This is a genomic window from Streptomyces sp. NPDC058650, from assembly GCF_042717315.1.
Classification (GTDB): Bacteria; Actinomycetota; Actinomycetes; order Streptomycetales; family Streptomycetaceae; genus Streptomyces.
In genome coordinates, this window is sequence record NZ_JBHXRL010000010.1 from 233,930 (window position 1) to 256,263 (window position 22,334).

Genomic DNA, 22,334 nt, shown 5'->3' on the forward strand with positions numbered 1-22,334 from the left:
ACAGGACCATGCGAAGGACCGCACTCCTCGCCGCCGCCGCGACCCTCCTCGGGTCGCTCGCCGCGGCCCCCGCCGCCCACGCCGACGGCCCGTACGGCCAGGGCCTCGACCACTGCGCCGCCACCGCCACCGGCGGTCTCGCCTGCCACTTCGACGTCGCCCCCGGCACGTACCACGTCACCGTCACCCTCGGCGGCGACGAGGCCGGATCCACCGCCGTCACGGGTGAGACCAGGCGGGCGTTGCTCGCCGAGACCGCCACCGAGGCCGGAGAGCGGGTCCGGCGCTCGTTCACCGTGGATGTGCGCGACCCGGAGGGCGAACCCACGGGACCGGCCGGCAGCCCCGGCCTCGACCTGGTGCTCGGCGGCTCCGCGCCCCGCGTCACCGAGCTTCGGGTGACCCCCGCCCCGGCGGCCCGCCGGCTCTTCCTCGTCGGCGACTCCACCGTCTGCGACCAGCCGGGCGACCCGTACACCGGCTGGGGACAGCGGCTGCCCGCCCACCTGGCGCGCGGGATCGCGGTCGCCAACCACGCCGACTCCGGCGAGAGCACCGTCACCTTCCTGGCGAACCCGGCGCTCTTCGACACGGTCGAGGCCGCGATCCGTCCCGGCGACCCCGTCCTGATCCAGCTCGCCCACAACGACAAGCAGACGGACGCGGCCACCTACCGCGCCAACCTGACGAGCCTCGTCGAGCGGACCCGGGCCCAGGGCGGTGAACCCGTCCTGGTCACCCCGATCGTCCGCCGCTGGTTCAACGCCGACGGCACCCTGGACAACGGCATCGCCCTGCTCGTCAACGGCCTCGGCGTGGACCACCCGGCCGAGATCCGCGCCCTCGCGGCCTCCCTCGGCACCCCGCTGATCGACCTCACCGCCCTCACGAAGGCGCGGGTCGAACAGCTGGGGCCCGAGGCCTCCAAGGCGCTCTACCTGACGACCGAGAAGCGGGACAACACCCACACCTCGGTGCGCGGGGCCACGGAGTACGCGGCCCTCGTCGCCCAGGAGCTGCGGGCCCGGGACATCGTCCCGGACCGGCTGCTCCGTTAGAGGACGTCCACCGGCGTGAACGTCAGGGCGAACGCGGCGGGGGCCGCGTCCAGCCGGTACGCGGGCAGGACACCCGGTCCGCAGGACTGGGAGCCGATGCCGTGCTGGGCGTGGTCCAGGTGCAGCCAGAGCGTGTCGCCCGGCACCAGATCGGTGCGGTGGGCGGCGGCGTCCAGCCGCTCGGTGGTCCAGGGGCGGGCCGTGAACGAGAAGGCCGGCTCGCCCTCCACCCGTACGCCCTCCGCGTCGGAGGTCAGCTCCAGCCACCGGGTGTCGATCCGGGCCCCGTTCTCCTGCGGTCGCAGGTACGGGGTCCGGAGGGCGTCCACCGCGGCCTCCCAGCGGCCGAGCCGCGCCGCGGCCCGGGTGTCGGGGTACGCCTCGCCGGGCCCGGCGCCGTACCAGACGGCCCGGTCCAGGGCGGCCGGCAGACCGAGCCGGACCCCGAGCCGGGGGAGCGGGACCCGCCACTCGCCCTCGGGGACGACCTCGACGCCGAGCCGCAGCGCGGTGCCGTCCGAGGTCCAGCGGTACGTCGTGCGCAGGCCGATGTCCCGGGCGGCCGGCGCCACCCGTGTCCGTACGGTCAAGGAGTCGTCCTCCAGGGCGACTTCGTCGACGCGGTGGCGCATGCGGTGCAGCCCCAGCTCGCGCCAGAGCGGTCCGTGGCGCTCGTCGGGCTGCCAGGGCGCGCCCTCGTCGTTGTCCGTCGGTGCCCGCCAGACGTCGAGGCGCAGGCCGGTGACGGGGAGGGAGCCGAGGGTGAGGGGGCGGCCGGTGCGGGCATCGAAGACCGCGGGACCGAGGGTGATCCGGTCGGCCGCGCGGACGGGGCGCGCGCCGGTCGCCCCGCGAGGCGTGGGGGCAGGGGCGGATGCCGGGATCTGTCCCCAGGCCACCTCGTGTCCCGCGGGTGCCCAGGCCGTGTCGCGCGCGAGCAACGCCCGTACGGTCCACAGGGTTTCGGACCCCGCCGGGTGCGCGGGCGCGGTCGGCAGCGTCACCCGCGCGCTCTCGCCGGCGGCGAGCGGCGGGACGTCGAGCGGACCGGTGGCGAGGATCTCGCCGTCGGCCAGGAAGGACCAGGTGAAGACGAGATGCGCGAGATCGACGACGTCGTGGCCGTTGGTCACGAGCACAAAGTTCCCGGGGGCGGGGGTGATCCTGACCGGCTCGATCACCTTCTTGTACTCCAGGAGCCCCGGCGACGGCGTCCGGTCGGGGAAGAGCAGCCCGTCGCAGACGAAGTTCCCGTCGTGTACCTCCTCTCCGAAGTCGCCGCCGTAGCCGTGGCCGTACACCGGGTGGACGAGGCCGTGGTCGATCCATTCCCAGACGAAGCCGCCCTGGCAGCGCTCGTGCGTCTCGAAGAGCCGCTGGTACTCGGAGAGCCCGCCGGGTCCGTTGCCCATGGCGTGCGCGTACTCGCAGAGGATGAAGGGGAGTCGACGCCTGGCCTCCGGGCCCTCGTCGGCCCGGCGGCCGATCGCGTCGACCTCGGCGTGCGGCGGGTACATCCGCGAGTAGACGTCGGTGTCCGCGCAGGAGCGGTCGCCCTCGTAGTGGACGAGCCGGGACGGGTCGCGGTCGCGGATCCACCGGGCCATCGCGGTGAGGCCGGCGCCGGTGCCGCATTCGTTGCCGAGCGACCAGATGACCACCGAGGGGTGGTTCTTGTCCCGCTCGACGAGCCGGGCCGCCCGGTCGAGCAGGGCCGGGGTCCAGCGCTCGTCGTCGACCGGGTTGCCCCGCCAGGCCAGGTCCTCGAAACCGTGGGTCTCCAGGTCGCCCTCGTCGATCACCCACAGCCCGTACGTGTCGCACAGGTCGAGGAAGGCCGGGTGCGGCGGGTAGTGGGAGGTGCGGACGGCGTTGATGTTGTGCCGCTTCATCAGCTCCACGTCCTCGCGCATGGTCGCGAGGTCCAGGGTCCGGCCGTGCTCCGGGTGGAACTCGTGGCGGTTCACCCCACGGAAGAGGATCCGGCGGCCGTTCACCGTCATGACCCCGTTCTCCACGGCGACGGTCCGGAAGCCGATCCGCAGCGGGATCCGTTCGCCGCCGGCGGTGAGCTCGCCCTCGTACAGCCGGGGCGTCTCGGCGCTCCACGGCTCGACCGGCAGCGTCGCCGGCTCCCCGGTGGCGAGGTCGAGGCCGAGCTCGGGCACGGTGACCCGGCCGGGGACGTCGCACGCGACGCGCAGGGTGCCGGTGCCGGTGGTGTGGTCGTACGAGGCGTGCGTGAAGAAGTCGCCGGGGGCGCCGGCCGGCCGGTGCAGCAGCGTCACGTCACGGAACACGCCCGGCAGCCACCACTGGTCCTGGTCCTCCAGGTAGGAGCCGGAGGACCACTGGTGGACGCGGAGCGCGAGAACGTTGTCCCGCGCCTTCAGGAGGTGCCCTACGGCGAACTCGTGGGCCAGGCGCGAACCCTTGAAGTCGCCGAGCTCCGTGCCGTTGAGCCAGACCCGGGCACAGGACTCGACCCCGTCGAAGCGGAGGACGGCCCCGCCGTCCGCCGGCCAGGCGTCGGGCAGGTCGAAGCGGCGCAGATGGTCGCCGGTCGGGTTCTCGGTGGGGACGCGGGGCGGGTCGACGGGGAAGGGGTACTGGACGTTGGTGTAGACGGGGCCGCCGTACTCCCGCTCCTTGCCCTGGAGCACCCAGTGGCCCGGCACCGTGATCGCGTCCCAGGCGCTCGCGTCGAAGCCGGGGGCGGCGAAGGAGTCGTCCTCGGTGTCGGCGGTGGGGGAGAGGCGGAAGCCCCAGGAACCGTTCAGGGAAAGGGCGGCGGCGTCGGAGTCGGCGTACCAGGCGCGGGGCGGCAGCGTGCCGCGACCGGGGGAGACGTCTTCGTACCAGGGCAGGGCGGACATGGTCCTCCTGACGGAGTGAGGGAGGGGAAGAAGAGCCCAGTGATGCAGAAAGCGCTTTCTGTTCGGAGTTCATCCCATCGCGCCGGTGGTCCGCGCACAACCCCGCGCGACCGGCGGACGCTTGGACTCTTCCACGCCGACCTGGACAGCTCGACGAGCGGCCGCTTAGGGTCGGGGTCCCCCTCAAGACTGCCCAGGAGCGCGTACGTGGTCACCCTCGCCGATGTCGCCCGCCACGCCGGGGTGTCGGCCAGCACCGTCAGCTACGTGCTCAGCGGCAAACGTTCCATATCCGCCCCCACGCGCGAGCGGATCCAGCACAGCATCGACGCCCTCGGCTACCGGCCGCACGCCGGCGCCCGCGCGCTCGCCAGCAGCCGGACCGGCATCCTCGCCCTGATGATGCCGCTCCGCACCGGGCTCTACGTGCCGGTGATGATGGAGATCGCGATGGCCGTCACCACGACGGCCCGCTCCCACGGCTACGACGTGCTGCTCCTCACCGGCGAGGAGGGCCCCGAGGCCGTCCGCCGCGTGGAGGGCAGCGCCATCGCCGACGCCATGATCGTCATGGACGTCGAGCTCGACGACCCCCGACTGCCCTGCCTCCTCGCGGCCGAACGGCCCGCGGTCCTCATCGGGCTCCCGGCCGAGACCAGCGCGACCTCTGCCTCGGTCGATGGCACCGCCGATGCCGCCGATGCCGCCGATGCCGCCGATGCCGCCGATGCGGCCGATGCGGCCGATGCGGCCGATGCGGCCGACTCAGGCGTCCTCGACTGCGTCGACCTCGACTTCGAGGCGGCCGGCGCGCGCTGTGTCCAGCACCTCGCGGGCCTCGGCCACACCCGGATCGCCGTCCTCGGCGCGCCGCCCGCCGTCTACGCGCGGGGCACCGGCTTCGCCGCGCGCACGCTCACCGGGCTGCGCGCCGCCGCCGACACGCACGGAGTCGGCCTGCTCCACCGGCCGGTCGAGGGCACCTACGCGGCCGTCGCCGCCGCCGTGACCCGCGTCTTCGAGGAACGCCCCGGCACCACGGCCCTCGTCGTCCAGAACGAGGCCGCCGTCGAACCGCTGCTCGCGGTGCTGCGCCACCAGGGCCGCGCGGTCCCCGAGGACGTCTCCGTCGTCGCCATCTGCCCCGACCAGGTCGCGGTCCACGCCTCGGTCCCGCTCACCGCCGTCTCCGTGCCCGCCCAGGAGATGGGGCGGCTCGCGGTGGAACGGCTCGTCGCCCGCCTCGAGGGAGAGCCCGCGCGCGGTACGGAACTGATCGCGCCCCGGCTGACCGAGCGCGCGAGCACGGGCCGGGCGGGTACGGATACGGATATGGGTCCGGGTACGGATCCGGCGGCAGGCGCCGCACCGGCCGGGAGCGGTTCGTCGATCGGGTCAACCGAGGGCCGTCGTGGTCGCGGTGGACGCTGACGCCGACGACAGCGCGACGGAGTTCCGGGTCTTCTTCGCGCGCCACTACGCCGAACTCGCCCGCCTCGCGCACCTGCTGACCGGCGAGACCGACGCCGCCGACGACCTGGCCGCCGACGCCATGCTCGCGCTCTGGCGCCGCTGGGACCGGGTCCGTGCCGCCGACCACCCCGCCGCCTACGCCCGGGGCGTCGTCGCCAACCTCGTCCGCACCCGCATCCGGGGCACCGTGCGTGAGCGGCGCCGGATCGCCGCCTTCTGGGACCGGCGCCCCGACCACGTCGAGGACCCCGACGTCCCGGCCGTCGTCGACGTCCGGACGGCGCTGCGCGCCCTGCCCTTCCGCAAGCGCGCCTGCGTCGTGCTGCGCCACGCCTTCGACCTCTCCGAGCGCGACACCGCACTCGCCCTGGGGATCTCGGTCGGTACGGTCAAGAGCCAGACCGCCAAGGGGATGGCCGAGCTCCAGCGCCTCCTGGGCGATCGGGCCGCCACCGAACTCGTCGCGGGGAGGCGTTGATGGACGAGGAACAGCTGCGGCGCGAGCTGCGGGAGGCCGGGCTCGCCCACCAGCCCGACCACGCCCGCATGCTCGCCCGGGTGGAACGGGGCCTCGCCGCCCCGCCGCAGGCGTCCCGGCTGCCCCGCGCGGGCGGCCCGCGGACCGTCCCGTGGACCGGTAGGCGCTGGACGGTGGCCGCGGCCGTGGCGGTGGCCGTCGCCGGGGTGGTCGGCGTCGGCGGACTCGCCGTGACCACGCTGGACCGGGGGCCCGCCGCACCCGCGTCGGAGCTGCCCGCGCCGGGGCCGGTGGCCGCGGCGGCCGGCACCATGGACCCCGGCAGTAACCGCTGGTGGGCCCAGGGTGATCTCGCCGTCACGACGGAGACGCCGGTGTCGGGCCTCGTCGTCGACGTGCGGGTCGCCCGCACGGCCGGCGTCGTGAGCACGGGCCACTGGCGCACGCGCCCCGCGGAGGACTTCACCGTCACGGTCACCGAGGAGCCGGGCACCCTGGTCTACCGCTGGATCCTCAAACCGGGCCGCACGGTCCCGCCGGGCCGCCACGTCTTCGCGGTCCAGTACAACCACGCCGAAGGGGTGCGGGACGCCTCGGCCGACACGTACACCGTCGTCCTGACGGGCGGCGACGGCGGTCGGGCCACCCTCCGGGGCGGCTTCGGAGCGGCGGCCCCCGCGAAGTGACGGGCCCGGGCGACCTGGTGTCCGGGCGACCTGGTGTCCGGGCAGCCGGGTGGCCTGGGCGCTCCTCCTCCTGCGCCTCCTCCGGACCGTTCTCGGCATCGTCACCGAGGTCAGGGGCACCACGATCCGGGGCGACGCCCTTTCGGTCGACTTCCCGAGCGAGGGCGGGCCCTGGGAGGCCGGCTGATCCTGCGCCTGCTACGCCCCGCTGCTCGCCGTCGCGTAAGGGAAGCGGCGCCTGCGGGCCCGCGGATGACGTCCGCCGCCGGGCGTCAAACGCCCGTCGTGGAGCCGGGGCGGACGATCATCAGGACGACGACCACCGCCCAGAGGACATTGAACACCCCGGTGAGCATGGTCAGTCGGGACGCCACGGGCCGCGCCTCCGCCTCGGAGGCCGCGCCCTCGGCCAGGGCGAGCAGCCGTCGCTGACCGGGCAGGACGGCCATGCCGAGAAGGGCCGCGGCGATCGTGGTCAGCACGAGCGACACGATCAGCCAGGCGTCGGTCAGGACACCGAGCTGGGCGCCGGTCGCGATCCCGAAGACCGGGACGACGACACCGGCGACGGCGTACCCGGCGCAGACGCGGTGGAGCAGCACGGCGGTCCCGGTCTCCCGGGTCCCCCCGGCCTCTCCCGTCCCCCTGGCCTCCCCGGCCTCTCCTGTCCCCCTGGCTTCCTCGGCCTCTCCTCTCCCCTTGTCGTCCCCGGCCTCTCCTATTCCCCTGGCCTCCCCGATCCCGCCGCTCTCCCCGGACGGGCCGTCCTGCTCCCCGCCGCCGCAGGCCCGTAGCGCGACGCGGGGGAACATCGAGGCGGCCACGGTGATCGATCCGACCGTGACGATCGCCACCAGGACGTGGACGGACAACAGGAATTCGGTCACGGCGCATGCCTCCGCGTCAGTACTCGGTCCATTGACTGCCAATATGTTGGCTGCCAATACATACACTGCCTACCGCTCCTTTGGGTAGGCTGCCTACCTATGAAGGCGGATGCGGTACGAGGGCACCTGGACGGACTGCTGCTCGCGGTGCTCGAACAGGGCCCGCTGCACGGGTACGCGATCATCGCCGCGGTCCAGCACCGCAGCGGCGGCGCGCTCGAACTGCGGACGGGCACGATCTATCCGGCGCTGCAACGGCTGGAGCGGCTCGGACTCCTGAGCAGCAGCTGGCAGTCCTCCGGCGAGCGGCGCCGACGCTGCTACGAGCTCACCGAGGAGGGCCGGCACACCCTGGCGGGCGAGCGGACGGCGTGGAGCGAGTTCACCGCCGCGATCGGCTCGGTCCTGAATCCGGCCACGCAGCCGCCCGGGCTCGCCACGTGACCGCCCCCACGGCCGATCCCCTGGAGGCGTACGCCGCCGAACTGGCCGCCGCCCTGCACGGCCCGTCCCGCGCCAAGGCCCGGCTGATCGAGGAGATCCGCGACGGACTCGCCGACACCGCGGACGTCCATGCCGAGCGGGGCAGCCCGTATCCGGACGCGATCCGCGCGGCGGTGCGGGAGTTCGGGACCGTCGAGGAGCTCGTACCGAGCTGCCAGCGGGAGCTGACCCTCGCCCAGGCCCGGCACACCGCCCGGGCCGTCGCGCTCACCGCCCCCTTTCTCATCGCCTGCTGGTACCTGGCCGGGACCTCCGCCCCCGACCAGGGCGGCGCTCAGCTGCTCGCCGCGCACCTGGCCGGTGTCGCGATCGTCGCCACGCTCCTCTCCGCCGCGGCGCTGGCCGTCACCGGCACCCTCGCCCGCCGACTGCCCACGCCGCCCCGGCTGCCGCTCTTCGTCGCCTGGACCGGGACCACCGCCGGGGTCGCCATGGCCGTCACGACGCTCGCGCTCGCCGTCGCCTCGGTGCTCGCCACGAACTGGCCGCTGCTCGCCCTCGCGGGATCCCTCGCCGCCGCCTCGCACGCGGTCGTGGCGACCTCGGCCCGGGCCTGCCGCCGCTGCGCCCGCCTGCCGGTGACCAGGACGGCGCGGCTCGGCTGACACCCGGCGTCGGGCCTCGTACGGGGGCAACCCTTCCGCGGTCGGCGGCGACCTAGGAGCAACCGGGAGCCGCCCCGTACCCCCCCCGTACCGAAGGAGCCGCACGCCGATGCGCTCGTACGACGACACCACCGCCCAGCACCCGCTCCGCCGCCGCACGCTCCTCGGCGCCGCCGTCGCCGGCACGGCCGCCGCCGCCACCGCGGGCCTCGCGCCCGGCACCGCCGCCGCGGCCGGCTTCGGCTGGAGCGACGACGGCACGCAGTACGTCGTCGACACCGGCGCCGGACTCGTGTTCAAGGTCGCGAAGGCGACCGGGGACCTCACGTCCCTCGTCTACAAGGGCACGGAGTACGAGGGGTACGGCGGCAAGCACTCGCACGTCGAGTCCGGCCTCGGCGCCTCCACCGTCACCCTCGCCCAGACCGGCTCCACCGTCCTCGTCACCGTCGTCCACGGCACGCTCCGCCACTACATCGCGGCCCGCTCCGGCCTGAACAACGTCTACCTGTGGACCGACAAGGCCGACACGTCCTTCACCGCCACCCGCTTCATCGCCCGCCTCAAGCCCGGGATCTTCCCGAACGCGGGCCCCGACTCCTGGGTCGAGGGGGCGGACACCGTCATCGAGGCCGGGGACGTCTGGCGGCGTGCCGACGGACACACCCGCTCCAAGCACTACTCCGGCGTCCGCGTCATGGACTACGACCACATCGGCTACACCACCGGCTCGGTCGGCCTCTGGATGATCCGCTCCAACCACGAGAAGGCCTCGGGCGGCCCGTTCTACCGCTCGCTCCTCCGCCACTCCAACGAACTCGGCGTCGGCCTGTACGAGATCCTCCACTACAACCAGTCCCAGACGGAGGCGATGCGCTTCGGCCTCCAGGGCCCCTACCTGCTCGCCTTCACCGACGGCGGGACGCCCGCCCCGGCGCTCTTCGCCGCGAACCACGACACGTCCTGGGTCGACGGCCTCGGCATCCCCGGCTGGGTCGGCGCGGCGGGCCGCGGCCGGGTCGCGGGCGTCGGTCTCGCGGGCATGGACGCGGACCACCCGTACACCGTCGGCTTCGCCAACGCCGGCGCCCAGTACTGGACCCGTGCCACCGCCGGCACCGGCGCCTTCTCCTGCCGGGGGATGCTCCCCGGCACGTACACCCTCACCGTCTACAAGGGCGAACTGGCCGTCCACACCGGCTCGGTGACCGTCACGGCCGGCGCCGCCACCGCCCTCCACACCCTCACCCTCACCAACGACCCGGCCACCGCCCCCGCCATCTGGCGGATCGGCGACTGGGACGGCACGCCCGGCGCGTTCAAGAACGCCGCCCTCATGACGTACGCCCACCCCGCCGACGTCCGGGCCGCGTCCTGGACGGGGAACGTCGTGCTCGGCGGCGGCGACGTCTCCGCCTCCTTCCCCTGCTACCTGTGGAAGGACGTCAACGACGGCGTCCTCGTGTACTTCAGGCTCACCGCCGCCCAGGCCGCCGCCGCGCACACCCTCCGGATCGGGGTCACCACCGCCTTCCTCAACGGCAGGCCCCAGGTCACCGTCAACGACTGGGTCTCCGCGATCCCCTCGCCGCCGGCGCAGCCCGCGACCCGCTCCCTCACGAACGGCTCCTACCGCGGCAACAACCACACCTTCACGTACGTCGTCCCGGCGAGCGCCTGGAAGACCGACCCGAGCCAGTACAACGTGCTCCGGCTGAACGTCGTCAGCGGCTCCTCCGGCACGGGCTTCCTGAGCCCGGGCACCGCGATCGACTGCGTCGACCTGCTGCCCTGACCACGGGTGCGCGGGGTGGGAGCCGAAGTCCGCCCGGGCGCCCACGCATTGACATCACCGGTGTGTGAATCGTCATGATCTTGGTGTTGGTGCCGCCGAGGGCCGTGATGCCAAGCTGGGTCCATGGACATCTTCACCACGTCGTCCGGCGCGGTGCGGGGCTTCCGGGCCTCCGCCGACGTCGTCGCCGTTCTCGGCATCCCGTACGCCGCACCGCCGTTCGGCGTCCACCGGTTCCGGGAGCCCGCGCCGGTTCCCGCGTGGACGGGAGTGCGGGACTGTACGGAGTTCGGCCCCATCGCCCCGCAGTCGGCGGAGCTGCCCGGCTCGCCCGTGTGGTCGCCCGGCGACGAGGACATCCTCACCGTCAACATATGGACCCCGGTCCCGGACGGTGGCCGCCTGCCCGTCCTGGTCTGGATCCACGGCGGTGCCTACACCTTCGGATCCTCGGCCCAGCCCGACTTCGACGGCACCGCGCCGGCCCGTGCCGGTCTGGTCGTGGTCACCCTCAACTACCGGCTCGGTTTCGAGGGGTTCGGCCACGTACCCGCCGCCGGAGCGACGGCCCACCCGGACAACCGGGGCCTGCTCGACCAGGTCGCCGCCCTGCGCTGGGTCCGGGAGAACATCGCCGCGTTCGGCGGCGATCCCGGCAACGTCACGCTCGCCGGGCAGTCCTCCGGAGCCGCTTCGGTCGCCTGCCTGATGGTGATGGACCGCGCCCGCGGCCTGTTCCACCGCGCCATCGCGCACAGCGCCGCCAGCCCGATGTACACCCTCGACATCGCCGCCGCGACCACCCGTGAGGTCGCCGCGGCGGCGGGCTGCCCCGCCACGGCGGAAGGCCTCGCCTCCGCGACCCCGCAGGACCTGGTCACCGCCACCGACCAGGTGGTCGACGACTACCGGCGGGACCCCGACTCCGGGTCCCGCCACTACGACCCCTCGCTCTACGCCCCCGTCCTCGACGGCGACGTCCTGCCCACCGACCCCCTCACGGGGATGGCCGCCGGCGCGGCCCGGGACGTGGACCTGCTGGTGTGCCACACCACGGAGGAGTACTGGCTGTTCGACGCCGTCGGCAGCAGCGCGAAGGTCACCACCGAGGAGCAGTTGGCCCGCTTCGCCGAGGACTTCGGGCTTCCCGACGGCCTGGTGGCCGGATATCGCGCCGCGATGCCCCAGGCCCCGGTGCTCGACGTCTACCTCGCCGTCTTCGGCGACCTTCTGTTCGGGGAGTACAGCAACCGACTCGCCGAGCTGCACGCCCGAGCGGGCGGCCGGGCGTACCTGTCGCGCTTCGACCGGCGCACCGGCCCGCACGGCGTCGTACGGGCCTGGCACTGCGCGGACATCCCCTTCGCCTTCGGCAACATCGACAGCGACTGCGTGGCCTTCCTCATCGGCGGCGCCCCCACCCCCGCGGACCACGGACTGGCGCGCCGCATGGTGCGCGCGTGGGCCGACTTCGCCACCACCGGGAATCCGGGATGGCCGTCGGGCGACGACCCCGCCGCTCAGGTCCACACCTGGAGCACCGGCGACGATCCCGCCGACGGCAGGCCCCCCGCCGTCCGTGCTCCGTGGGCCGAGGCGGAATTTCCCGTCCTGCGCCCGTGAACCGGCCGCGCCCCGTCAGGCGCGGGGCCGCCGCGGGATCCAGTCGCCGAGATACGTCGCCCGGGTCGCGGTCGCGGCCCCGGCCGCCGCGAGCTGGGGACGGTTCTCCGGGACGGTGACCGCCGCGCCCCGGCCGGTGTTGCGGTACTCGGCGAAGCGCTGTGCCTGCCACGGGTAGGCGTCGCGCATGTTCGCGTACGGGGCGACGGCGTCGATCCCGGGGCCGAGGACGCTCTCCCGGACCACGAGCGACGGCCAGGCGGTCAGGTCCGAGCTCGGCACCCAGGGCCTGGCCAGCTTGTAGTGGCCGTCGGGCGCCTCGCTGGTGATCCGGCAGCGGGAGGCCAGGAAGCCGTACGGGTTGGCGCCCGCCGTCGACGGAGCGAAGACGAAGCCGTACGGGGCGCCCGCCAGATCGGTGCGGACCAGCGTACGGAAGTGGCAGTGCTCGAACACCGCCGTCGCGCGGCCGAAGACGAAGTCGACGTCACCCTCGACGTAGCAGTGCGCGAAGTACTGGCGGGCGAAGGACGGCAGGGACATCGAGTCCGCGTACAGGGTGTCCTGGTGGCCGAGGAACCGGCAGTGGAAGAACGCCGAACGGTCGCCCTGCGCCTTCAGCGCGACGGCCTGCGTGCCGGGGTTCCCGGGGAGGTCGGTGCGGAGGAAGTCGTTGGCGAAGGTGACCCCCTGGGCGGTGAATCCGTCCGCCTGGACCGTCGTGGTCGCCGATCCGCTCGTGCCGTAGGTACCGCCCTCGGGGCGGGGCGTGCCGGCCGCGTTGTCGTACACCACGACCACGTCCCGGGGGTCGCCGCTCGCGCCGATCCAGGTCATGCCGGTACGGGCGGCGCTCACCGCGACCGTCTCCCGGTACGTCCCGGGGGCGAGCACCAGCGTCCAGCCGGTGCCGCTCGCGGCGGTGACCGCGGCCTGGACGGTGGTGTGGTCGCCGAGGCCGCCGGGGTGCACGTACAGCGTCCGCCCGGTGAGCCGGGCGGCGGGCGAACCGAAGCGGCCGAAGGGGCCGTCGCGGTCGTCGCGGTCGTGCGGTGATGCCGTCGCCGTGCCGGCGGGCAGCGCGAGCGCGAGGGCCGCGCCGACACCGGCGGTGAGAAGGGTGCGGCGGCCGAGGACGTCGGCGCCGGGGTGGTGCGAGGGCATGCGGGTGCTCCTTCGCTGCTGGGTGAGAGACGGGCAGGAGGCCGGGCGGGGTGTCGCCCGGCCTCCTGCCGGGAGGGGCTCAGCGCAGGCGGCCGGCGCCCGCGCGGTGGTCGACGAGGGCCGGAACGGCCCTCGGGTGGTCGACGCGGGTGCGCAGGACCGGCGTCCAGCCCGCGTCCGCGCGCAGGACCTCCCCGGGGTACTGCGCGTTGTGGACGGCGAGCAGGTCGACCGGGCGGCCGTTGACGTAGTTGCCGGAGGTCGTGACCGGCGCGTCCTTCCACTTCTTCAGGATCTGCCCGGCGGGCACGTCGGCGGCGAGCGTGAACGCGTTCTTCTCGGCGACGAGCTGGGACTCCTGGCCGATGCCCAGGCTGTACACGTAGGACGGACCCGCGACCACGAAGTGGTTGTTGTACGCGTCGACCTGTCCGAAGCGCACCCGGGGCGCCCGCTCCACGACCTTGTCGAAGAGGTTGTGGTGGAGGGTGACGCGCAGTTTGCCCCGGTCGGTGGCGCCCGCGCTGTCGCTGTTGCCGATCATCAGGGTCTTGTCGTGGTCGGTGAAGACGTTCCAGGAGGCCGTGACGAGGTCCGCGCCGCGCACGACGTCCAGCTCGCCGTCGTGCTGCTGGTAGACCTCCCCGTAGTACGAGGGCAGCGAACTGTCCGGGTGGGCCCCGTCGGTGAAGGTGTTGTGGTCGATCCAGACGTGGGTGGAGCCGTACACGACGAGGCTGTCGTACTCGGAGTTCCACGCCCCGGTCGCGCCGTCCGTCGGGTCCCACTGAGGGAAGCAGTCGAGGGGGCTCTCCAGGGTCAGGTTCCGGACGATGACGTTGTCGACGCCCTGGACCTGGAGGCTGCCGCCGGTGATCCCCGCGTGCCTCCCGACGCCCACGATCGTCGTGTGGGCGGGCACCTTCACCTTGATGGCCCGCCCCTGCGCCGTGGCGGAGGCGGCCCGCAGCTCCTCCTGGGGGCCGCTGACCCCGTTCTCGTACCCCCAGACGGCCGGGTCGTAGTCGGCGAGGTAGCGGGCGAAGTCGTAGCCGGGGGCCTCGAAGGCGGCGCAGCCGTCGGCCGTGGCGTTCAGCGTGCCCACGACCCTGACGATCCGGGGCTCGGTGCCCGGCGCTTCGAGCGCGGCCCGGAACTCCTCCCAGGTGGTGACGGTGAAGACCCGGGAGGCGTCGGCGGCGGATCCGCCGGTGGTGCCGGCGCCCTCGGACGCCCAGCCGTCCCCGGCCGGCAGGATCGCCCTGGCCGGGTCGGCGGCGGGGCGGTGGCCGGAGTGGTGGCCCGAGTGGGCACCGGCCGCGGGCGCGGTGACCGTCAGGGCGAGGGCGGTCGCGGCCACCACTCCCAGCTGCTTGCGTCGGTTCACGGTCTGCTCTCCTCGGAAACGGGCCAGGTGATCAGGTCGGTGGGGATCTCGTCGATGCCGTCGTCCAGGCGGCGCGTCTCGCGCGGCGCGAGGACGTGCGTGCGGAGCAGCTCGGCGGCGACGAGGCGGGCCACCTCGATCGCGCCGGGCGGGTTGAAGTGGGTGTTGTCCTGCTCGGTCGCGGTCCAGTTGAAGTACGTCTTCGTGGCCTCGGGGCCGAGCTTCTGCCACAGGGCCAGGGACAGCGCCTCGATGTCGAGCAGCGGGACGTCCGCCTCCAGGGCGGTCTCCCGCATGGCCGCCGGGTACGCGCCGTGGGTGCGCAGGGCCGTGCCGTCGGCGGCGAACTTCCGCCGCTCGACGGAGGTGGCGAGCACCGGGAGAGCGCCCCGGGCCCGGGCTCCCTCGACGAAGACCCGCAGATTGTCCTGGTAGGTGGTCCACGGTTCGGTGTAGCGGGTGGGGTCGGCGGTCTTCTGGTCGTTGTGGCCGAACTGGACGAGGAGCAGGTCGCCGGGGCGTATCGCCGTCAGGATCGTGTCGAGCCGGCCCTCGTCGAGGAAGCTCTTGGTGCTGCGTCCGTTGACCGCGTGGTTGGCGACGGTCAGCCCCTTGTGCAGGAACAAGGGGAGCGCCATGCCCCAGCCGGTCTCGGGCGCGGCGTCGGCGTACTTCTGGGCGGCCGTGGAGTCGCCCGCGAGGAAGACGGTGCGCATACGGGGCTGTCCTCTCTGGGCGCGGGCGGCGGGCGCCCCGGCCAGGGCGAGCGCGAGGCCCGCCCCGGCCGTGACCACCGCGCGGCGGCCGACGCTCACTGCTTCTGCTGCTTCCACTCGGCCTGGGCCGCGTTCAGCTGCTCGGCGAGGGTGTCGAGGAACTCCTTGGCCGTGGCCTTCCCGAGCAGGACCTTCTGGAAGGCGGCCTCGTTGTCGGCCTTGGAGATGGTGTTCCAGTCGGGCAGGTAGTACGGCAGCTGCACGATCGAGGCCTTGCCGCTGAAGAGGACGTCGGCGGCGAGCTTGGTCGGCTCGGCCTCCTGGATCCACGCGTCCTTCGCGGCCTCCGTGTTGGCGGGAATGGCGCCGGCCGACTTGTTCCACTTGCTGTTGGACTCGTGGGAGGCCGCGAACTCGATGAACTTCCAGGCGGCGGCCTTGTTCTTGCTCGACGAGAAGAGGCCGAGGCCGTCGACCGGGTTGGAGACCTGCACACGGGTGCCGTCGTCGAGGGTCGGGTTCGGGATGCCCCGGAACTTCTCCGTGCCGAGCGCCTTCACGTGGTCCTGGTACGAGCCCAGGTTGTGGTTCAGCATGCCGATCTCGCCGCTGTCCCACTGGGCGACCATCTTGGTGAAGTCGTTGTTGACGTCGGCGGCCGGGGTGGTCTTCTTGAACAGGCCGGCGTACTTCTCCAGGGCCGCCACGTTCTTGGGGTCGTTGACGGTGGTCTTGTCGCCGTTCCAGAAGTCGGTGATGCCGCTCTGGCCGTACATCGCGTCGAGGGCCTGCGCGACGGAGCCGGCGCCGCCGCGGATCGTGTAGCCGAAACGGTTCTTGTCCTTGGCGGTGAGCTTCTCGGCCGCCGCGTAGAACGCCGACCAGGTGGTGGGCTCGGCCAGGCCGGCCGCCTTGAACAGGTCGGTGCGGTAGTAGAGGACGCCGTTGCTGGCGGAGGTGGGGACCGTGAACAGCTTGTCCTGGCCGCCGGCGGCCTTGACGCTGTCGACCATCCCGGTGTTCAGCTTGCCCTTGAGCGCGCTGTCCTCGACCCGGGCGTCCAGCGGCTCCAGGGCGTTCTGCGCGGCGATCCCGGCGAGCATGGCGGCGCCGACACCGCCGACGTCCGGCAGACCGCCGCCCTGGATGGCGGTGTCGTACTTGGACTGGACCTCCTTGGAGGCCACGCCGACGTACTCGACGTCGATGTCCGGGTTCGCCTTCTCGAAGTCCGCGATGATCTCCTTCCAGACATCGGTGCGGACGCCGCCGTTGTTGTCCCAGAAGGTGATCTTGCCTGTGCCCGATCCCTCCGTACCCTTGTCGCCGCCTCCGCTGCCGTCGTCACCGCAGGCGGTGGCGGTCAGGGCGAGGACGCCGGACAGGGCGAGGGCGAGGGCGGCTCTGCGCCGTCCGCCGGGGAAGATGGTCATCGTCGGCTCTCTTCTCTCGGGGTCTTGCGGGGATGGGGATGTGGGGGAGCTCAGGGGGGACAGTGGTGTTCAGGCGGTGACGCGGAACGCGGAGAACACGGCCGTCCCGGCGTGTCCCGCGCCCTCCGGCGCACCCGCGAACAGGCCGAGCAGCGCACCGACCCAGCGCCAGGGGGTGGCGGCGAACTCCGGGCCCAGCGGGACCGGACCTCCGGCGCCCCGGGCGCCCTCGGCGTCGCCGGTGCCTTCGGTGCCTTCGGTGCCTTCGGTGCCTTCGGTGTCGCCGGTGTCGCCGGTGGTGTACGAGAAGCGGCAGCGCGCGTCCGCCGTGACGTCGATCCGCAGCAGGACCCGGTCCCCGGCCACCGGCCGGGAGTGGGCGGCGTCCCGCTCGCGGTCGGCGTTGGCCGGGGCGAAGCGGTGCGTCAGCCGGACCGTGCCGTCCGGGGCCCGCTCCAGACCGATCCAGGCGTAGGCGTCGCCGAGGACCACGAGCCCCGCGCGGGCCCCGGCCGCCTCGCTGTCGAGCCGCAGCCCGACCTCGACCGTGCACGCCCCGGCCGGCAGCCGCTGGGTGAGCACGTGCGGCACGCTCCGCAGATCGTCGAGCCGCTCCGTACGGACACAGTCGAGGCGCAGGCCGTCGCCCGCGTGCTGGGTCGCCCAGCCCTCGTCCGGGTTGGCGGTCCACTGCCACTGGCGGCCGAACCGCCCGCCGGGGAAGGTGTCGTCGACCGCGGGGCGCGAGGGCGGCTGATCCGGCAGGTCCGGCTTGCGGTGGACGCGGACCGGCGCGCCGCCGTCGCCGAGCACCGGCCAGCCGTCCGCGCCCCAGCGCATCGGCTGGAGGTGGACGAGCCGCCCGTGTGCGCCGGACTGCTGGAAGTGCAGGAACCAGTCCTCACCGCGCTGGGTGCGCACCCAGCCGCCCTGGTGGGGGCCGTTGACGTCGGTGTCGCCCTGCGCGAGGACGGTCCGCTCCTCGTACGGGCCGTGGAACGACCGTGACCGGAAGGCGCCCTGCCAGCCGGTGGCCACGCCCCCGGCCGGGGCGAGGATCCAGAACCAGCCGTCGTGCCGGTACAGCTTCGGGCCCTCCAGGGTGAACCAGCCCGGGATCAGGTCGGCGTCGACGAGGACCCGGCCCTCGTCGAGGACCTTCGTGCCGTCGGGGCTCATCCGGTGCCCGGTGAGCCGGTTGTTGAACCCGGCACGGGACTTCGCCCACCCGTGGACGAGGTACGCCTCGCCGGACTCCTCGTCCCACAGCGGACAGGCGTCGATCAGCCCCAGCCCCGACTTCACCAGGTGCGGGGCCGTCCACGGCCCGCGCACCGAAGGGGCGTTGACCTGGAAGATCCCGTGGTCGGGATCGCCCCAGAAGATCCAGAACCGGCCGTCGTGGTGGCGCAGGGAAGGCGCCCAGACCCCGCGGTCGTGCCCGGGCGCCGTGAACGCGGCGGCCGGTTCGAGCCGCTCCAGGGCGTGGCCCACGATGGTCCAGTTGACCAGGTCCCGGGAGTGCAGCAGCGGCAGCCCGGGGGCGCGGCCGAAGCTGGACGCCGTCAGGTAGTAGTCCTCGCCGACCCGGACGACATCGGGGTCCGACCAGTCGGCCGCGAGGACCGGATTGCGGTACGTGCCGTCGCCCAGGTCGCCCGTGGGGGCGCCGGCGGCGGCCGCCCCGCTCACGAGGCCACCGCCTTGCGGACCAGGGCGGCGGCGCCGGGCCGGTCGAGCCGGCCGTCGGCGACGACGGTGACCACCCGCCGTACGAACGTCTCTCCGGCGGGCACGGGCAGCCGGCCGTCGTGGGCGAGGGACGAACCCACGCCCGGGTACTCGGCGGCCCGCACGAACCACGGGTCGCGACGGGTCGTCTCCGTCGCCCCGGCGAAGATCAGGGTCCAGCCGTCGCCCGCGAGCGCCACCCAGTCGGAGCGGGCGCCGTGCACCGAATCCTCGCCGTCGGCGTCGGAGCCCGCCCCGAAGACCTCGGGCGCGGCCGCCTCCTTGGGCGCGCGCCAGAAGAACCCGCCGTACGCCGCGCCCGGCCGGCCGTTCGTCGCGGGGCTGCCGATCGACAGGTCCCGCCCCGACACGTTGGCGAGGGAGAAGGTGAGGTCGAGCGCCCAGGCGGAGTCCGTGAGGGCGGTGGCCGCCACGGTCCGGTGCTCGCGAAGGAGCCGCTCACCCGCCGCCCACCAGGTCAGCTCCTCGACGAAGCCGTCCGGGTCGCACAGCTTGAACCCGTCGTGCCGCTGCACGCCGTGGTTGTCGAGCTCGACCGAACCGCGGTCGCGGACGAAGGTGCGCCCGCCCCAGAAATTGTGGCCCGCGACGTCGGCGACGGCGACGCCCGCCCCCAGGTGGTGCGGATGGTCCTGGGGCACGGTCTCGGTCACCACCCGCCCGGCGAGGGTCGTCACGGGGTGCAGATACGGCCGGGGCGCGTGGTCGAGGGCCAGCGGGGGCCGGGTGGTGTAGCGGGCGACGGTGCGGCCCGCGCAGCGCAGGAGGGTCGGCGGCTCGGTGGTCATCGGGCCTCCGCCCGGGTGGACGGCGCCCAGACGGCGCCGAGTTCGGAGAAGAGCCGCAGCTCGGCGGCGCTCGCGTCGACCAGGGCGTCGATCCCGTCGACGACCCGGCGCGGCGCGCTCTCGCCGGGCTCGGTGTGCCAGTGCGCGGCGGGTATCCCGCGCGGATCCGGAGCCGTACGGACCGCCTCGACGACCCGCATGAAGGCGCCGGTCTCCGCCGGGGGCACCCACAGCGGCTCGCCGTCCGTCACATGGGCGACGAGGTTCTCCAGGAGGTCGGTCCGCCCGTACTCGGTCTCGACCGGTCCGTGCCCCGCCCGCTGTACGAGGACCCGGTCCTGCCGGTACCAGAAGGTGACGCGGCCCTGGCTGCCGTGGACGACGACGTACGGCTCCGAGGACTTCTCGGCGCAGAGCGTCGCCGCGACCGTCACCGGGGTGCCGGCCGCCGTCAGGACCCGTACGCAGGAGGTGTCGTCGGACTCGATGGCGTGGGCGTGGAGCAGTTCCGCCTCGATGTGCTCGACGTCCTCGGCCCGGGTGGAGCCGGAGAGCGCGAGCGCCGTGGCGACCGCGTGCGCCAGGGGGTTGGTGAGCGCCCCGTCGACGACGTCGACGCCGCCGAGGCGCCGGTGGCCCGCCCACGGCGCACGCCGGAAGTAGGCCTCGTCGCGGACCCAGGCACCGGCGGCGCCGACGCCGAGGAGTTCGCCGATCGCGCCCTCCCCGACCATCCGGCGGATCGCGGGCACCGCGTGCGAGCCGAGCGACTGGAAGCCGATCTGACAGGCCACCCCGGCCGCCGCGACCCCGTCGGCCATCCTGCGGAACTCCGCGAACGACGGGGCGGGCGGCTTCTCCAGGAGGATGTGCGCGCCGTGCCGGGCGGCGGCGAGCGTCATGTCGGTGTGGGTCTGGATCGGCGTGCTGAGCACGGCGATCCGGGCTCCGGTGGAGGCGAGCAGCGCCTCGAAGTCGGCGGACTGCTCCGGGTCCCCGATGCCGTCGAGCTCGGCCGCGTCCAGCGGGCGCAGCTCGCAGACCCCGGCGAGGCGGACGAGCCCGCGCTCTTCGAGGCGCCGGATGTTGAGGAGGTGGCTGCGGCCGTGGCCGCGGGCGCCGGCGAGGACGACCGGCAGGGGTGTGCGGGCAGGTGCGGTGTTCATGTCTTCCTTGGTCGTGTGGTGGCCGTTCATCCCTTCACCGCCCCGGCGCTGAAGCCGGTGACCAGCCACTTCTGGATGAAGGCGAAGACGATGACGACGGGGACGGCGGCGATGACCCCGCCCGCCGCGAGCGCGCCGAGGTCGACGCTGTCGGCGCCCATGAGGGTGTTGAGACCGACCGGGATCGTCTGCTTGTCCTGGCTGCTCAGGAACATCAGGGCGAAGAGGAAGTGGTTCCAGGCGTGGACGAAGGCGAAGGAGCCGACGGCGACCAGGCCGGGCCGCAGCAGGGGGAGCACGACGATCCGGAAGGCGCTGAAGCGGTTGCAGCCGTCGACCCAGGCGGCCTCCTCCAGGGAGTACGGCACGTTCCTGATGAAGCCGCTGATGAGGATCATCGACAGCGGGAGCTGGAAGACGGTCTCGGCGATGATCACCGAGCCGAGGGAGTTGATCATCCGCAGCTCGGCGAAGATCTGGAAGAGCGGGACGAGCAGCAGGGCGCCCGGCACGAACTGCGAGCAGAGCAGGGCCAGCATGAAGCCCTTCTTGATCCGGAAGTCGAAGCGGGCGAGCGCGTAACCCCCGGCCAGCGCGACGACGGTGGTCATGACGAGCACCGCGACGCCGATGAGCAGGCTGTTCTGGAAGAAGACGCCGAAGCTGCGCTCCGTCCACACCTTCTCGAAGTGCGCGGTGGTCATCGGCCACGGCAGGAGCGAGGTGGAACCGGCCGGCCGCACCGCGAACAGCAGGATCCAGTAGAAGGGGACCAGGGTGAAGACGAGGTAGATCCCGAGGGGCAGGTAGATCTGCCAGCGGGGGACCTCGTCCCAGGCCGGGCGGCGCTTGCGGCCGGCGGCCGGCGGGGTCCGGTCGGGGGGCGGGGGTGCCTGCGCGGCCCCGGGGGCGGGGGCGGCGGTCAGGGTGGACTCGGCTGTCACTTGCCGTCGCCTCCGAACTTGCTCAGGCGCAGATAGACCATCGAGCAGAAGAGAAGGATCACGAACGCCACCGTGGTGAGGGCGGAGGCGTATCCGAAGTTGTGGGCTTCGACGCTGGTGTGGGCGATGTACAGCGGGAGGGTGGTCGTCTCGCCCGCGGGGCCGCCGCCGGTCAGCGTGTAGAGCAGGTCGACGTTGTTGAACTCCCACACCGCGCGCAGCAGCGTGGACAGCACGATCGCGTCCCGGATGTGGGGCAGCGTGATGTGCAGGAACTGGCGGATCCGGCCCGCCCCGTCGACCTCGGCCGCCTCGTACAGGTCCTTCGGTACGGACTGGAGGTCGGCCAGGATGAGGATGGCGAAGAAGGGCACCCCGCGCCAGAGGTCGGCGACGATCGCCGCGGGGAAGACGGTCGCGGTGTCGGAGAGCAGCGACGTGCCGTACTCGCCGAGGCCCAGGTCCGCGAGGTAACGCGTGATGCCGGTCTGGGAGTTGTAGAGCAGCACCCAGATCGCGGAGGTGAGCACGCCCGAGACGGCCCACGGCGAGAAGACGAGGGCCCGGCCCAGGGCGCGGCCCACGAACGTCTGGTTCACGATCAGGGCGAGGGCGAGGCCGAAGAGGAGCTGGAGGGTCACCTCGACCACGACCCACTTCAGGCTGAAGGACAGCGTCCCCCAGAAGTGCGGGTCGTCGGTGAAGATCCGGGTGAAGTTCTCCAGGCCGGCGAAGCCGTTCCGCCAGGGCTTGGTGGGGTTGTAGTGCTGGAGGCTGTAGTAGAAGACGCTGAGCACCGGGTAGGCGATGAAGCCCAGCATCAGCAGTCCGGCCGGGGCGATCAGGAGATACGGCAGTCGGCGGGGGGCCGCTCCCGTGCGGCGGCGCCTCCGTGCCGTTTCGGCCTGGGGCGGTGAGGTCACAGCTGAGGCCATGACGGCGGCTCCGTTCTCGGTGAAGCGCTTCGCGAACGACGTTCGAGATTTCGGACAGGTGGGG

The 22,334-nt window shown here is 73.4% G+C and carries 20 protein-coding genes; 9 read left to right on the forward strand and 11 right to left on the reverse strand.

Annotated features, from left to right (window positions below):
• Positions 1–8: 8 nt before the first annotated feature.
• Positions 9–1,058, forward strand: coding sequence for a rhamnogalacturonan acetylesterase (locus tag ACFWWU_RS20345; protein WP_384147195.1), 1,050 nt, complete (start codon positions 9–11; stop codon positions 1,056–1,058).
• On the opposite strand, the gene ACFWWU_RS20350 is transcribed toward ACFWWU_RS20345, so the two are convergent.
• On the reverse strand, positions 1,055–3,934 hold the full coding sequence (locus ACFWWU_RS20350) for a glycoside hydrolase family 2 TIM barrel-domain containing protein (RefSeq protein ID WP_384147197.1): 2,880 nt from the start codon (positions 3,932–3,934) through the stop codon (positions 1,055–1,057). The genes ACFWWU_RS20345 and ACFWWU_RS20350 overlap by 4 nt on opposite strands.
• Positions 3,935–4,141: 207 nt before the next feature.
• Here ACFWWU_RS20350 and ACFWWU_RS20355 point away from each other — a divergent pair, with 207 nt between their 5' ends.
• From ACFWWU_RS20355 to ACFWWU_RS20370, 4 genes are read left to right on the forward strand one after another with little or no spacing between them, the layout of a single operon-like run.
• Positions 4,142–5,365 carry a LacI family DNA-binding transcriptional regulator gene (locus tag ACFWWU_RS20355; RefSeq protein WP_384147199.1) on the forward strand — a complete coding sequence of 408 codons (1,224 nt, stop codon included), beginning with the start codon at positions 4,142–4,144 and terminating at the stop codon, positions 5,363–5,365.
• Entirely contained in the window at positions 5,346–5,885 is a 540-nt protein-coding gene (locus ACFWWU_RS20360) for a SigE family RNA polymerase sigma factor (protein ID WP_384147201.1), read from the forward strand. Before ACFWWU_RS20355 ends, ACFWWU_RS20360 begins: the two co-directional genes overlap by 20 nt.
• A complete protein-coding gene (locus tag ACFWWU_RS20365; protein WP_384147202.1) occupies positions 5,885–6,571 on the forward strand; it encodes a hypothetical protein in 687 nt (228 codons plus the stop codon). Before ACFWWU_RS20360 ends, ACFWWU_RS20365 begins: the two co-directional genes overlap by 1 nt.
• A 49-nt stretch (positions 6,572–6,620) precedes the next feature.
• Positions 6,621–6,758 (forward strand): hypothetical protein, encoded by a 138-nt coding sequence (locus ACFWWU_RS20370; RefSeq protein ID WP_384147203.1) that lies wholly within the window; start codon positions 6,621–6,623, stop codon positions 6,756–6,758.
• An 85-nt stretch (positions 6,759–6,843) separates the two neighbouring features.
• On the opposite strand, the gene ACFWWU_RS20375 is transcribed toward ACFWWU_RS20370, so the two are convergent.
• Entirely contained in the window at positions 6,844–7,458 is a 615-nt protein-coding gene (locus ACFWWU_RS20375; protein ID WP_384147204.1) for a hypothetical protein, read from the reverse strand.
• A 99-nt stretch (positions 7,459–7,557) separates the two neighbouring features.
• Here ACFWWU_RS20375 and ACFWWU_RS20380 point away from each other — a divergent pair, with 99 nt between their 5' ends.
• The 4 genes from ACFWWU_RS20380 (at position 7,558) to ACFWWU_RS20395 (ending at position 11,985) form a co-directional block, all read left to right on the forward strand.
• Positions 7,558–7,902: a PadR family transcriptional regulator gene (locus ACFWWU_RS20380; RefSeq protein WP_384147205.1), complete on the forward strand. Its 345-nt coding sequence runs from the start codon at positions 7,558–7,560 to the stop codon at positions 7,900–7,902.
• Entirely contained in the window at positions 7,899–8,567 is a 669-nt protein-coding gene (locus ACFWWU_RS20385; protein WP_384147206.1) for a permease prefix domain 1-containing protein, read from the forward strand. The genes ACFWWU_RS20380 and ACFWWU_RS20385 overlap by 4 nt, the downstream gene beginning before the upstream one ends.
• A gap of 109 nt (positions 8,568–8,676) precedes the next feature.
• Positions 8,677–10,362 carry a rhamnogalacturonan lyase B N-terminal domain-containing protein gene (locus ACFWWU_RS20390; RefSeq protein ID WP_384147207.1) on the forward strand — a complete coding sequence of 562 codons (1,686 nt, stop codon included), beginning with the start codon at positions 8,677–8,679 and terminating at the stop codon, positions 10,360–10,362.
• A 123-nt stretch (positions 10,363–10,485) separates the two neighbouring features.
• A complete protein-coding gene (locus tag ACFWWU_RS20395) occupies positions 10,486–11,985 on the forward strand; it encodes a carboxylesterase/lipase family protein (RefSeq protein ID WP_384147208.1) in 1,500 nt (499 codons plus the stop codon).
• 15 nt (positions 11,986–12,000) lie between these two features.
• Here the strand turns inward: ACFWWU_RS20395 and ACFWWU_RS20400 are convergent, their stop codons facing one another.
• From ACFWWU_RS20400 to ACFWWU_RS20440, 9 genes are all read right to left on the reverse strand, one after another.
• Positions 12,001–13,149, reverse strand: coding sequence for a pectinesterase family protein (locus tag ACFWWU_RS20400; protein ID WP_384147209.1), 1,149 nt, complete (start codon positions 13,147–13,149; stop codon positions 12,001–12,003).
• A 79-nt stretch (positions 13,150–13,228) separates the two neighbouring features.
• Positions 13,229–14,536 carry a polysaccharide lyase family 1 protein gene (locus tag ACFWWU_RS20405; RefSeq protein WP_384147210.1) on the reverse strand — a complete coding sequence of 436 codons (1,308 nt, stop codon included), beginning with the start codon at positions 14,534–14,536 and terminating at the stop codon, positions 13,229–13,231.
• Complete coding sequence (locus ACFWWU_RS20410) at positions 14,533–15,351, reverse strand: rhamnogalacturonan acetylesterase (RefSeq protein WP_384147211.1); 819 nt, start codon at positions 15,349–15,351, stop codon at positions 14,533–14,535. The genes ACFWWU_RS20405 and ACFWWU_RS20410 overlap by 4 nt, the downstream gene beginning before the upstream one ends.
• Positions 15,348–16,685, reverse strand: coding sequence for an ABC transporter substrate-binding protein (locus ACFWWU_RS20415; RefSeq protein ID WP_384147212.1), 1,338 nt, complete (start codon positions 16,683–16,685; stop codon positions 15,348–15,350). The genes ACFWWU_RS20410 and ACFWWU_RS20415 overlap by 4 nt, the downstream gene beginning before the upstream one ends.
• Before the next feature lie 69 nt (positions 16,686–16,754).
• On the reverse strand, positions 16,755–18,377 hold the full coding sequence (locus ACFWWU_RS20420; RefSeq protein WP_384147213.1) for a family 43 glycosylhydrolase: 1,623 nt from the start codon (positions 18,375–18,377) through the stop codon (positions 16,755–16,757).
• Positions 18,374–19,225: a PmoA family protein gene (locus tag ACFWWU_RS20425; RefSeq protein ID WP_384147214.1), complete on the reverse strand. Its 852-nt coding sequence runs from the start codon at positions 19,223–19,225 to the stop codon at positions 18,374–18,376. The genes ACFWWU_RS20420 and ACFWWU_RS20425 overlap by 4 nt, the downstream gene beginning before the upstream one ends.
• Positions 19,222–20,391: a Gfo/Idh/MocA family protein gene (locus tag ACFWWU_RS20430; RefSeq protein ID WP_384147215.1), complete on the reverse strand. Its 1,170-nt coding sequence runs from the start codon at positions 20,389–20,391 to the stop codon at positions 19,222–19,224. Before ACFWWU_RS20430 ends, ACFWWU_RS20425 begins: the two co-directional genes overlap by 4 nt.
• 26 nt (positions 20,392–20,417) lie before the next feature.
• The gene (locus tag ACFWWU_RS20435; RefSeq protein ID WP_384147249.1) at positions 20,418–21,317 is read right to left on the reverse strand and encodes a carbohydrate ABC transporter permease; all 900 of its coding nucleotides are present in this window, start codon (positions 21,315–21,317) and stop codon (positions 20,418–20,420) included.
• A 14-nt stretch (positions 21,318–21,331) separates the two neighbouring features.
• Entirely contained in the window at positions 21,332–22,270 is a 939-nt protein-coding gene (locus ACFWWU_RS20440) for a carbohydrate ABC transporter permease (protein WP_384147216.1), read from the reverse strand.
• Positions 22,271–22,334 lie beyond the last annotated feature (64 nt).